Source organism: Chitinophaga sp. (assembly GCF_039596455.1).
Classification (GTDB): Bacteria; Bacteroidota; Bacteroidia; order Chitinophagales; family Chitinophagaceae; genus Chitinophaga.
In genome coordinates, this window is sequence record NZ_JBCNJR010000002.1 from 168,646 (window position 1) to 181,153 (window position 12,508).

Annotated in this window: 10 protein-coding genes; 8 read left to right on the forward strand and 2 right to left on the reverse strand. The window is 54.0% G+C overall.

What is annotated here, in order from left to right; translation table 11 throughout:
- Positions 1-2: 2 nt before the first annotated feature.
- On the forward strand, positions 3-1,655 hold the full coding sequence (locus ABDW36_RS10405; protein WP_343701831.1) for a RagB/SusD family nutrient uptake outer membrane protein: 1,653 nt from the start codon (positions 3-5) through the stop codon (positions 1,653-1,655).
- Positions 1,656-1,707: 52 nt separating this feature from the next.
- Here the strand turns inward: ABDW36_RS10405 and ABDW36_RS10410 are convergent, their stop codons facing one another.
- Together ABDW36_RS10410 and glmM are read right to left on the reverse strand one after the other, a co-directional pair.
- Positions 1,708-2,835 carry a cysteine desulfurase family protein gene (locus tag ABDW36_RS10410; protein ID WP_343701832.1) on the reverse strand — a complete coding sequence of 376 codons (1,128 nt, stop codon included), beginning with the start codon at positions 2,833-2,835 and terminating at the stop codon, positions 1,708-1,710.
- 261 nt (positions 2,836-3,096) lie between these two features.
- Complete coding sequence (gene glmM / locus ABDW36_RS10415) at positions 3,097-4,479, reverse strand: phosphoglucosamine mutase (RefSeq protein WP_343701833.1); 1,383 nt, start codon at positions 4,477-4,479, stop codon at positions 3,097-3,099.
- Between the two features lie 190 nt (positions 4,480-4,669).
- On the opposite strand from glmM, the gene ABDW36_RS10420 reads away from it, so the two are divergent.
- From ABDW36_RS10420 to fabG, 7 genes are all read left to right on the forward strand, one after another.
- Positions 4,670-6,643, forward strand: coding sequence for a sulfatase-like hydrolase/transferase (locus ABDW36_RS10420; RefSeq protein WP_343701834.1), 1,974 nt, complete (start codon positions 4,670-4,672; stop codon positions 6,641-6,643).
- A 4-nt stretch (positions 6,644-6,647) separates the two neighbouring features.
- The gene (locus ABDW36_RS10425; protein ID WP_343701835.1) at positions 6,648-7,397 is read left to right on the forward strand and encodes a methyltransferase domain-containing protein; all 750 of its coding nucleotides are present in this window, start codon (positions 6,648-6,650) and stop codon (positions 7,395-7,397) included.
- The gene (locus tag ABDW36_RS10430; protein WP_343701836.1) at positions 7,397-7,972 is read left to right on the forward strand and encodes a phosphatase PAP2 family protein; all 576 of its coding nucleotides are present in this window, start codon (positions 7,397-7,399) and stop codon (positions 7,970-7,972) included. The genes ABDW36_RS10425 and ABDW36_RS10430 overlap by 1 nt, the downstream gene beginning before the upstream one ends.
- Entirely contained in the window at positions 7,969-8,700 is a 732-nt protein-coding gene (locus ABDW36_RS10435) for a ZIP family metal transporter (RefSeq protein WP_343701837.1), read from the forward strand. The genes ABDW36_RS10430 and ABDW36_RS10435 overlap by 4 nt, the downstream gene beginning before the upstream one ends.
- Positions 8,701-8,724: 24 nt before the next feature.
- The gene (locus ABDW36_RS10440) at positions 8,725-10,011 is read left to right on the forward strand and encodes a hemolysin family protein (RefSeq protein WP_343701838.1); all 1,287 of its coding nucleotides are present in this window, start codon (positions 8,725-8,727) and stop codon (positions 10,009-10,011) included.
- A gap of 108 nt (positions 10,012-10,119) precedes the next feature.
- Positions 10,120-11,697 (forward strand): aromatic amino acid ammonia-lyase, encoded by a 1,578-nt coding sequence (locus tag ABDW36_RS10445; RefSeq protein ID WP_343701839.1) that lies wholly within the window; start codon positions 10,120-10,122, stop codon positions 11,695-11,697.
- Positions 11,698-11,732: 35 nt separating this feature from the next.
- Positions 11,733-12,464 carry a 3-oxoacyl-ACP reductase FabG gene (gene fabG / locus ABDW36_RS10450; RefSeq protein WP_343701840.1) on the forward strand — a complete coding sequence of 244 codons (732 nt, stop codon included), beginning with the start codon at positions 11,733-11,735 and terminating at the stop codon, positions 12,462-12,464.
- Positions 12,465-12,508: the final 44 nt, after the last annotated feature.

A 12,508-nucleotide genomic window follows, 5' to 3' on the forward strand; every position in this document is an offset into this window, starting at 1 on the left:
TCATGAAATACATACAGCGATATATTCCAAAAGCCGCCATCCTGTTGCTGGCCCTGCACCTGCTGGCCGCCTGCAACAACAACCTGCTGGATACCCGGCCGCTGAACAAGTTTTCAGACAAGGTAGTATGGCAGGATGCGGCCCTCATAGAAACCTTCATCAACAACACGTACCGCGTGATGCCGCATGGTTTCCAGTTCAACTCCCGCCGTCTCTTCTGCCTGTCAGATGAAAGCAAGCCCCGCGGCAGCGCTTCCTACAGCGTGATCAACGCGGGCAATATTTCCCCGTCTGCCCTGGGCCCACTTGATTATTGGGTGGGCACTTCCGCAGATCCCGGCTACTATAAATGCATCACGCAATGCAACCTGTTCCTGGCCAATACCGCCAGCTCACCGATAGACAGCGCGGTGAAAAAACGCATGACGGGCGAGGTCAAAGCGTTGCGCGCCTATGCCTACTTCGGGCTCATCAGCTTCTTTGGCGGCGTGCCGCTCATTACCACGCCCTTTTCACTGGACGATGATTTCAACCTGCCCCGCAACAGCTATGATGAATGCCTGAATTTTGTATTGACGGAGCTGGATGAGGCCATTAGCATGCTGCCCCTGGAGTACGATGCCAAAAACCAGGGCCGCCTCACCAAAGGCGCGGCCATGGCTATCAAGGCAAGGGCTTTGCTGTATGCCGCCAGCCCGCTCAACAACCCGGAGAACAACCGGGAGAAATGGCAGAAAGCCGCGGATGCCGCCAAAGCGGTGATTGACCTGCGCGAGTACCAGCTGTACCCGAACTATAAAGACATGTTCACGGCCGCGCATGCCTACAACAGTGAAATGATATGGGTACGGCCCTTTAACCATGCGGTAGACCAGGAGAACGTGGGCATTGAGCTGCGCTTCTATCCCAACGGCTTTAACGGCTTTGGCCAGATAGACCCGCTGCAGAACCTGGTAGATCAATATGAAACGCTGAACGGCAAGCTGCCCGCGGAAGATCCGGCTTACAACCCGCAGCAGCCTTATATTAACCGGGACCCGCGTTTTTATGCCACCATCCTGTATGATGGCGCGCCATTCAAAGGCCGGGAAATAGAAACTTTTCTGCCCGGCGGCAAAGATTCAAAAGAAGGCCCGCTCTCTCCCTGGAATGCCAGTGAAACCGGCTATTACCCCAGGAAGTATATTGACGAGTCTGTCACCGATCCTAATTACAACAACGCCAGCGATCCGCCGTGGCCGTTTTTCCGCTACGCGGAAGTGTTGCTCAACTATGCGGAGGCCAGTTTCTTCCTGGGCCGGGAAGATGTTTGCCGGGAGTACATCAACCAGGTGCGGAGCCGGCCGGGCGTAAACATGCCGCCGGTTACCGAAAGCGGAGACGCGCTGCTGAAGCGCCTGCAGAACGAACGGTTCATTGAGCTGGCGTTTGAGGCACACCGGTACTTTGACGTACGCCGCTGGAAAATTGCGCCGCAGGTGCTGAACGTGCCGGCCAAAGGCATATCCATCCGGAAAGATGCCGGGGGTAATAAAACCTACAGCGTGTTTACCGTAGAGGAACGGCATTTTTATGACAAGAATTACCTGGTGCCCATACCGCAGGCCGAAATAGAAAAAGACCCGGCGCTGGTGCAGAACCCGGGGTATCAATAAAAAAAACCGGTGCAGTAAGTGCACCGGTTTTTTTTATGCAGAAGATGTTGTATCAGATCAGTTCTTTCAGCTTCGCTACTACTTTATCTACTTCCGCTTTGGTGTTGTGGCGGGAGAAGGAGAAACGCACCGCTACCTTGTTGGGATCGTTGTTGATGGCGCGGATCACGTGAGAGCCTGCATCCGCACCGGAGGTACACGCGCTGCCGCCGCTGGCGCAGATGCCGTTGATATCCAGGTTGAAGAGCAGCATTTCGCTCTTTTCTGATTTCGGGAAAGAGGCGTTCAGCACCGTGTAGAGGCTGCGGCCAAAAAGGTCTCCGTTGAAGGTGACGGAAGGGATTTGCTCCTGCAGCTGCGCCGCCATGTACATGCGCAGGTCATTGATGTAGCGGCTGTGCTCTTCGTGGTGTTCAGTAGCCAGCTCCAGCGCTTTGGCAAAGCCTACAATGCCGTACAGGTTTTCCGTGCCGGCGCGCATGTTGCGCTCTTGGGAGCCGCCGTGCACGTATGGCGTGATCTTCACGTTCTCGTTGATGTACAGGATGCCTACGCCTTTGGGGCCATGGAATTTGTGGCCGGCGCCGTTGATGAAATGCACGGGCGTGTTGCGGAGGTCAAAAGGATAGTGACCTACGGTCTGCACCGTGTCTGAATGGAAAATAGCATCGTATTCCTTGCAGAGGTTGCCCACCGCAAAGAGGTCCAGCAGGTTGCCTATTTCGTTGTTGGCGTGCATGAGGGATACCAGGCATCTTTCTTTGGAGCCGGCCAGCAGGGCGCGCAGGTCATCCATGTCTACATGCCCGTTGGGCAGCAGCTTCACCCAGGAGAGTTTGATCTCTTCCTTGCAATGCATATGCTCTACGGTGTGCAGGGTGGCATGGTGCTCAATAGGGGAGCTGATGATGTGGCGGCAGCCCAGGTCGCGGATGGCGGCTTGTATGGCCGTGTTGCTGCTTTCCGTTCCGCCGGAGGTGAAGAAGATCTCGCCGGGGTGGGCGTTCAGGATCTTTGCCACGCTTTTGCGTGCGCTTTCTATGCCCAAACGGGATTCGCGGCCGTATGAGTAAATAGAGGAAGGGTTACCGAACTTGTCGGTCATGTAAGGCAGCATGGCGTCCAGCACTGCTTTATCAAGCGCGGTAGTGGCCGCATTGTCAAAATAGATACGTTCCAAGATCGTGGTGGTTTGGTTTTTGATATAAAAGCGGCACAAATTTACGGAAAAGCGGTAAAAAAACAGGAACCGGTGAGGACGGGAGAAATGCCGTTTGTAATATTATTTTAACACTTCTCATTTTTGCTTCTCCTTCGCTTCTCCTTCGCTTCACGTTCGCTTGAGGTACCTTCAGGACAACTGTTAATATAGTATCATAAAAAAAGGCCCGGCCCGAAAGTAACGTACTTCCGGGCCGGGCCTTTATAAGCTGCAGTAAAGTTAAATAAATTCCTTGATATCCTGCATGATCTTCCGGGCTATGTTGTCTGCCGTGGTTTCGTTGTGGCTTTCAGCATAGATGCGGATGATGGGCTCCGTATTGGAGGTGCGCAGGTGCACCCAGTCTTTGTCGAACTCGATCTTGAGGCCGTCTTCCGTGTTCTGCGGCTGCTTTTTGTACTTGCCCTTGATCTTCTCGAAAATGGTCTTTACGTCAATGCCTTTGTCCAGCTCAATTTTATTCTTGGAAATAAAATAGTCGGGGTAGGAATTGCGCAGCGCTTTCATCTTCTTTTTGCTCTGGGCCAGGTGGCTGAGGAAGAGGCCGATGCCGATGAGGGCATCACGGCCGTAGTGCAGGTCAGGCACAATAATGCCGCCGTTGCCTTCGCCGCCTATAACGGCGTTTACGGCTTTCATCCTGTTCACCACGTTCACTTCGCCAACGGCGGAGGGGTGGTACTCGCCCCCGTTCCTGAGGGTAATATCTTTCAGCGCCTGGGTGGAGCTGAGGTTGGAAACGGTATTGCCCTTGCGGTGTTTGAGCACATAGTCTGCCACGGCCACCAGGGTATATTCTTCCCCGAACATGCTGCCGTCTTCACATACAAAGCAGAGGCGGTCTACGTCAGGGTCTACGGCAATGCCGAAGTCTGCTTCAGACTTGTTCACTTCATTGGAGAGCGCGGTGAGGTTTTCCGGGAGGGGTTCCGGGTTGTGGGAGAACTTGCCGTTCACTTCCCCGAAGAGCACTTCCACTTCCTTTACGCCCAGGGCTTTCAGCAGCGCGGGCACGTAAATGGCGCCGGTAGAGTTTACGGCGTCTACCACTACCTTGAAATTGCAGGCCTTGATGGCTTTCACGTCTACCAGCGGGTAGTTCACCACCAGGTCTATATGTTTCTGCAGGTAAGAATCGTCACGGCGGTAAGCGCCCAGCTTGTTCACGTCTGCAAATACAAAGTCTTCATTGGCGGCCAGCTCCAGCACTTCCGCGCCGTCTGTGCCGGAAATGAACTCGCCTTCCGCGTTCAGCAGCTTCAGCGCGTTCCATTCCCTGGGGTTGTGGCTGGCGGTGAGAATGATGCCGCCGGCGGCCTGCTCCATTTTCACGGCTATTTCCACAGTAGGCGTGGTGCTGAGGTCCAGGTCTACCACGTCTATGCCGAGGCCGTTGAGCGTAGATACCACCAGGTTCTTCACCATTTCTCCGGATATGCGCCCGTCACGCCCTATTACTACCTTTTTGTTGTCAGCGTTCTGCCGCAACAGCCATGTACCATACGCGGCGGTGAACTTTACCACGTCCAGCGGAGACAAACCTTCTCCCGGCCTGCCGCCGATTGTTCCACGAATACCAGAAATTGATTTGATCAGTGCCACAATTGTTGGATTTTTTTAGGAAGGCAAAGATAATCGATTCAATCTTTAATCAATCTGTTAATTTACATGTTCATGCTTCAAACCGCTTGTTGCGGCAATTAGACTATATTTGCAGCTACGTATAAAATTTTAAGAGAATATAATGGGTCATATTTGGTCTCGCATTCCCAGGTACATACGGTATATATTCATGCAAACCTTATACCTGTTTTGTTTCCTGGTGCTTTTCAGGCTGATCTTCTTCCTCTTCTTCTTTTCCAGCACCATTAAAGAACCGGGCGTAATAGCCAGGGCCTGGTACCTGGGCCTGAAGTTCGATATGCGGCTGGCGCTCATTATCATGATACCCGTGGGCCTGCTGGCCGTTATTGCGCGAGACAGGCTGTTTGGCACCGGCGCGTTGCGGCGGCTCAACTTCTGGTATTTTTTCACAGTATACCTGGTGCTGACCCTCTTTTATGTGGTAGACCTGGGGCATTACAGCTACCTGGGCCTGCGGCTGGAGCCGTCGGTGACCCGTTTCCTGGCCGCAGGGGAAAGAGCTACCAATGCGCGCATGATGTGGGAAAGTTACCCCGTGGTGTGGGGAGGGCTGGGCATTATTTTGCTCATGGCCTTTGTGCGTTTCTCTTACCGGAGCATTTACCGGCGTTATGCCGGCAAGGAAGGCACGCCCGTGCGCCCCTGGGGCTACGCCGGCTGGGTGATGGTGCTGGTACTGCTGTTTGGCGCCGGCATTTACGGCAACTTTGCCTGGTTCCCCCTGCGCTGGAGCCAGGCCATGTTCACGCGGGATAACGCGGTGACCAGCCTGGCCCTCAACCCTGTGCTGCACTTCGTTTCCAACATGAACCTGCAGGCAGACACCTTTGACGAAACCGCCACCCGCAAATATTACCCTTACATGGCCGGGTACCTGGGGGTAGACCAGCCGGATGCGCAAGCCCTCCACTTTGCGCGCAGCTTTCCGGGAGACAGCTCCAGACCGCGGCAGAACGTGATCATAGTGATGCTGGAAAGCGTGGGGGCCTCCATGACCAGCATGTTCGGCAACCCTATGCAGGCTACGCCCAACCTGCAGCGGCTGGCAGACAGCGGGGCGCTGTACCGCAATTTTTACGTGCCCGCCATGAGCACCGCCCGCACCGTATTTGGCGTTACCACCGGCCTGCCTGACGTGGTGAAGGTCAAAACCGCCTCCCGCCACCCGGCCATTATAGACCAGCGGGTGATCATGGACCAGTTCAGGGGCTATGAAAAATATTACCTCCTGGGCGGCAATACCAACTGGGCCAACATCCGCGCTGTGTTCACCAACAACGTGGAAGGCCTGCAGATCTTTGAAGAAGGCTACTTCAAGGCCCCCAAGGCTGACGTGTGGGGCGTGGCGGACTATGACCTGATCACTGAAGCAGACGAGATATTCAAAAAGGCGCATGACAGTAAAAAGCCGTTCATCGCCTTCCTGCAAACAGCAGATAACCACGAGCCCTATACCACTACCAGCGGGGCGGGAGACTTCAAACGCCTCACCGCCAAAGACGTAGACATGAAGCAGCTGAAGGCTTCCGGCTTTGTGAACATAGACCAGTTCAACGCCCTCCGTTACCTGGACTATAACGTGGGCCACCTCATGCAGCTGGCAAAAAGATCAGGTTACCTGGACAATACCATTTTTGTGTTTTTCGGAGACCACAGCGCCCGGCTGGACGCATATAACTTCATGCCCTACCCGGAGTTCGAGATGGCCACCTACGTCACGCACGTGCCCTGCATCATCTATAACCCCAAAACCATGGCGCCCCGGCAGGTGGAAACCGCGGGCAGCCTGCTGGACGTGTACCCCACCGTGGCTGAAATGACCGGCGTGCCCTACACCAACTACACCCTGGGCAAAAGCCTGCTGGATACCACCGGGGCCGCGCAGCGCTTTGCGTTCATCCAGTACGTGCGGGGCCTTAACGGCTATATAGCCGCCGTTAACGGGCAGTATCTTTACGAAATAGATTCCAAAACCGGTGCAGCGGGGCTGTATGACCTGGGGGCAGACGCCCAGAAGAACGTACAGCATCAAAACCCCGAACTGTCACGCCAAATGGATAACTTAACGCGCGGGTTTTATGAAAGCGCCCGATATTTGATGTTCAATAACAAGAAGCAATAGCGAGATGGAAGTTGCGAAACAATGGTTCAAAGACTGGTTCAATTCTCCTTATTATCACCTGCTGTACAGCAACAGGGACGAGAAGGAGGCGGCATCATTTATTGACAAGCTGGTGGATTACCTGCACCCCGCCCCCGGCGCTGCCATGCTGGATGTAGCCTGCGGCAGGGGCCGCCATGCCAGGTACCTGGCAGACAAAGGTTTTAACGTAACCGGCATAGACCTCTCCGAAGAGAGCATTGCCGCGGCCCGCAAGCTGGAGAACGATCACCTCAGCTTTTTCCAGCATGATATGCGGCTGCCTTTCCGCATCAACTATTTTGATGTGGTGTTCAACTTCTTCACCAGCTTCGGTTACTTCGAAACACGGCATGAGAACGAGAACGCGCTGCGTACCCTGGCCAACGCGCTGAAGCCCGGCGGCCGGCTGGTGCTGGACTACCTCAACAGCGTATACGTAGCCGCCCACCTGGTGGTGGACGAAGTGAAGGAAAAAGATAACGTGGTGTTCGACATCAGGAGGGAAATGGACAAAGGCAAATTTCTCAAACAGATCAATATACTCGACAAAAAGCAGCTGCTGCGCAGCGAATACACGGAGAGCGTGAGCGCCTTTACGCGGGAAGATTTTGAAGAGATGTTCGCCAAACAGGGGCTGCAGATCACCGATGTTTTCGGGGACTATCATTTTAACGCGTTTGACCGGCAGCATTCTCCGAGGCTGGTGCTCATTGCGCAAAAACCGAAAGGCTAATGGAAAACCTGCTGACCTGGGACCTCAAGCTGTTCTTTTATATCAACGGCAAATGGAACAACGGCTTCCTCGATTTTCTGCTGCCCTGGCTGCGGGAGCCCTATCTCTGGGCGCCGCTGTACCTGTTCCTCGCCATTTTTGTGATCTACAACTTCGGCTGGCGCGGCTTTTTCTGGATCGTGCTCTTTATTGTCACCTTTGCCATTACAGACCAGGCCAGCATGTTCTTTAAAGACGCCGTGGCGCGCCTGCGGCCCTGCCGCGATCCTCTCATTGCCCCATACGTAAGGGTGCTGGTGAACTACTGCCCGCAAAGCGGCAGCTTTACCTCCTCCCATGCCGCCAACCATTTTGGCCTTGCAATGTTTTCTTTCATAACTTTAAGGCCACGGATAGGGAAGTGGGCCTGGCTGTTTTTCCTTTGGGCAGCCGTGATCTGCTACTCCCAGGTGTACGTGGGCGTGCACTACCCGCTTGACGTGGTGGGCGGCGCATTGCTGGGTATGCTGGCCGGGTTGCTGAGCGGCGGATTTTTTCAAAGAAGGATCAGACTGGAACTGGACAAAACAACATGAACTTTACATACCTGATACTCATACTGGCCGCAACCATCGGCGGGGGCATGATTCCCATGCTGGTCAAACGGGTACATCCCAACCTGCCTATTTACCTGCTGGCATTCACCGGCGCTTTCCTTTTCGGCATCACTATCATGCACCTGCTGCCGGAAGTGTACCACGAGCTGGGGCACTCCGCCGGTATTTACATAGTGCTGGGCTTCTTTTTGCAGGTGTTCCTGCAGCAGCTCAGCCACGGCATGGAGCACGGGCATACCCACCTGCCCGGCGGCAACCATCATCACGTAGCCGTAATGCCGCTGCTCATCGGCCTTTCCATTCATGCTTTTATGGAGGGCATACCGCTGGGTTTTCATTATGAAGACAAATCCGCCCTGCCTTCCCTCATGCTGGGGGTGATGGCCCACAAGGTGCCCGAAGCGCTCACGCTCATCACCGTGATGATGCATGCCCATCAAAGCAAGGCGCAGCTGTGGCGCATCCTCCTGATCTTTTCCATTATCACTCCCTTATCAGCCATATTGGCCGCTACGCTGGGCCAGCAATTCCACGTGGTGACGGATTCACTCGTGTACCTGGTGGCGCTGGTAATAGGGGCCTTCCTGCACATTTCCACCACCATTTTCTATGAAAGCGGCACCAAACACCACGAGCTGAGCCGCAGGAAAATAACCGCCATTGCCGCAGGCATCGCTTTGGCATTTGTTACGCTGATATTTGAATAATTTTTTATTTTTAGGCTTATAATTATGGAAGTCGTCATTATCCTCGTCCTTATTTTGCTCAACGGTATCTTCTCAATGGCGGAGATAGCCTTGGTGTCCGCCCGCAAAGTGCGGTTGGAAAACGCAGCCAGGCAAGGGGACGAAAAAGCCAAAGCAGCACTGAAACTGTCTAACAACCCGGATACGTTCCTCTCTACGGTGCAGATCGGCATTACGCTCATCGGTATCTTAACGGGTTTGTACTCCGGAGAACAATTGAAGGAAGACGTAAGGGGGTATATCAGCACCATTCCTTTACTGGCGCCCTACAGCAACGGCATTGCTACCGCCCTGCTGGTAATTGTGATCACCTACCTCACCCTGGTACTGGGTGAGCTGTTCCCGAAACGCATCGGCCTGGCCAATCCCGAAAAGATAGCCAAAGCGCTGGCCCAGCCCATGCACCTCCTTTCCCGCATCACCTTTCCCTTTGTATGGCTGTTAAGCCGTTCTACCAACGTGCTGGTACGTATTTCCGGGCTGAAACGCACTTCGGAAAGCAATGTAACGGAAGAAGAGATCAAGGCCATCATCAGTGAAGGCACCTCTTCCGGCGCCATAGAAGAAACCGAGCAGGAGATCATTGAACGCGTTTTCCACCTGGGAGACCGCAACATCACTTCCCTCATGACCCACCGTACAGATATTGTATGGCTGGACGTTACGGAAGAAGGAGAGAGCTACAAACGCAAGATCAAGGCTTCCCCCCACTCCGTATACCCGGTATGCGAGGGGCAGATAGACCACATCAAGGGCATTCTCACCATCAAAGACCTGTACGCGGCCGGCAACCTGGCCGTGCTGAAAGACGTGATGAAGAAACCCCTTTTCATCCCGGACAACAATACCGCCTACCAGGTACTGGAAAAGTTCAAGGAAACCCAGATACACGCCGCGTTCATTGTAGACGAGTACGGCACCTTCCTGGGCATGATCACCCTGAATGACATCCTGGAGGCCATTGTGGGAGACATGCCGGAAACCGGGCAGGATGACTACAACATGGTGAAACGGGAAGACGGCAGCTACCTTATAGACGCGCAGATACCGTTTTATGATTTCCTCAGCGAATTTGACATGGAAGACCTGATGGCGGAATTTGAGCAGGAATTTGACACCCTGGCCGGCTTCATCCTCCATCACTTGGAACATATTCCCCAAACAGGTGAAAAGCTGGAATGGCGCAATTTTACCTTCGAGATCGTAGACATGGACGCTCACCGCATAGATAAAATATTGGTTACGCCCCCTGAAAATATAGCCGAAGAGTAATACTTTTACACCGGAGAACGCTGCCTGTATGCCAACGGGTGGCGTTTTAAGGTTTTTATACTAACTTTGGGCACTTTTTTATATAAACAAATAATTTAATCTAACATAATGGTCGTACTAGGAAGTAAGATGCTTTCCCTGGAAGAAGTGCATCGGGTGCTGTTTGAAGGCGAGGAGCTGGTGCTGGACGAAGCTGCTGTAGAGCAGGTGAACGAGAACTTCAGGTTTCTGAAACAATTTTCCGCAAAAAAGCTTATTTACGGCATTAACACCGGTTTTGGCCCGATGGCGCAATACCGCATTTCCGAAGAAGACACTTTTCAACTTCAGTATAACCTCATCCGCAGCCACAGCAGCGGGGCCGGCAAGTGCCTGGCGCCGGTGCTCACCAAAAGCCTCATGATTGCCCGCCTCAGCAGCTTCATGCAGGCCCACTCCGGCGTGCATAAAGACGTGGTGTACCTGCTGCGTGACCTGATCAACCATAACATTTACCCCTGCATATACGAGCACGGCGGCGTAGGCGCCAGCGGAGACCTGGTGCAGCTGGCCCACCTGGCCCATGCCCTCATTGGCGAAGGCCACGTGCTGTACGAAGAAGAGATACGCCCCGCCGCGGAAGTGTACAAACAGCTGGGCCTCAAGCCCATGCAGGTACACGTGCGGGAAGGGCTGGCCGTTATCAACGGCACTTCCGCCATGACGGGCATTGCCCTGGTGAACATCATTGAGGCCCGCAAGCTGCTGATGTGGAGCTGCGCCCTTTCCGCCATGATCAACGAAGTGGTGGAAGCGTTTGATGACCACCTCAGCTATGAGCTGAACATCGTGAAAAAACACGCCGGCCAGAACGCCATTGCGGAGCTGATGCGCGCCATGCTCAAAGGCAGCAAGATGATCCGCCACCGGCCAGACCACCTGTACAAAGAGCTGGAAGAAGAGATATTCAAAGACAAGGTGCAGGAATATTACTCCCTGCGCTGCGTACCGCAGATACTGGGGCCTATTTATGATACCCTGGCCCATGCGGAAACCATTGTGGTGGGAGAGCTGAACTCCGTGAGCGATAACCCGGTGGTAGACCACCATCACAAAAACGTGTACCATGGCGGCAACTTCCACGGGGACTATATTTCCCTGGAAATGGACAAGGTGAAAATTGCCATGACCAAGCTGTCCATGCTCAGCGAGCGCCAGCTCAACTACCTGCTGAACGACAAGCTGAACCACAAGTTCCCGCCCTTCATGAACCTGGGCAAGCTGGGCTTCAACTTCGGCATGCAGGGCGTGCAGTTCACCGCCACCTCTACCGTGGCGGAGAACCAGACGCTGAGCTTCCCCATGTACATCCACAGCATTCCCAACAATAACGATAACCAGGACATTGTGAGCATGGGCTGCAACGCCGCGCAAATGACCTACAAGGTAATAGAGAACACGTTTGAAGTGCTCACGGTACAGATCATGACCCTGCTGCAGGCGGTAGATTACCTCAACTGCCAGGACAGGCTCTCCGGCTTCTCCCGCAGGATCTACCAGGATGTGCGGGCTATTTTCCCTAAATTTATAGATGACGCTCCCCGGTATGCAGACGTACAGCAGATAAAGGCTTACCTGATGCGCCATGAACCCTCTGTGGTAACGGAGCCCAAAACCGGCAAACGGCAGAAAAGTTCCGTGCAGTAAATTGGCGGGCAAACGAAAAGAACAAATAACGAAAGATGATACGATGTGCATTGATAACAGGCGGTTCCCGCGGCATCGGCAGGGCGGTATGCGTTAAACTGGCGGAGCAGGGGTACCACATCCTGATCAATTACAAAGGCAATACGGCCGCGGCGGAAGAAACGCTGGCCGCCGTAAGGGCGAAAGGGGCAGACGGCGTCCTGCTGCAGTTCAATGTAGGCAGGGAAGAAGAAGTGCAGCAGGTGCTGGGCGCCTGGCTGGAAGCCAATAAAGACAAACAGATCGAGGTGCTGGTGAACAATGCCGGCATCAGGGAAGATATGATGATGTTCCAGATGAGCGCCGAAAAATGGAAAGGCGTGCTGGAATCCAGTCTTGACGGATTTTTCTACGTTACCAAGCAGGTGCTCACCGGCATGTTGCTGAAGCGCTACGGCCGCATCATCAACATGGTGTCTCTCTCCGGCCTGAAAGGCACGCCGGGGCAGGTGAACTACAGTGCCGCCAAGGCGGGCCTGATAGGCGCTACCAAGGCGCTGGCGCAGGAAGTGGCCAAGCGGAACGTAACCGTGAACGCCATTGCGCCCGGTTTTATCAGAACAGACATGACGGAGGGGCTGCCGGAAAAAGAGCTGTCTGCCATGGTGCCCATGCAGCGCTTCGGCACGGCGGAAGAAGTGGCGGAAGCGGTGGCCTTTTTTGCGTCAAAAGGCGCTTCCTACATCACCGGCGAGGTGCTGAACATCAATGGCGGCCTTTATTCCTGATGTATAAAATAGGGGTCATTCCCCGAAACAACGTTACAATTATT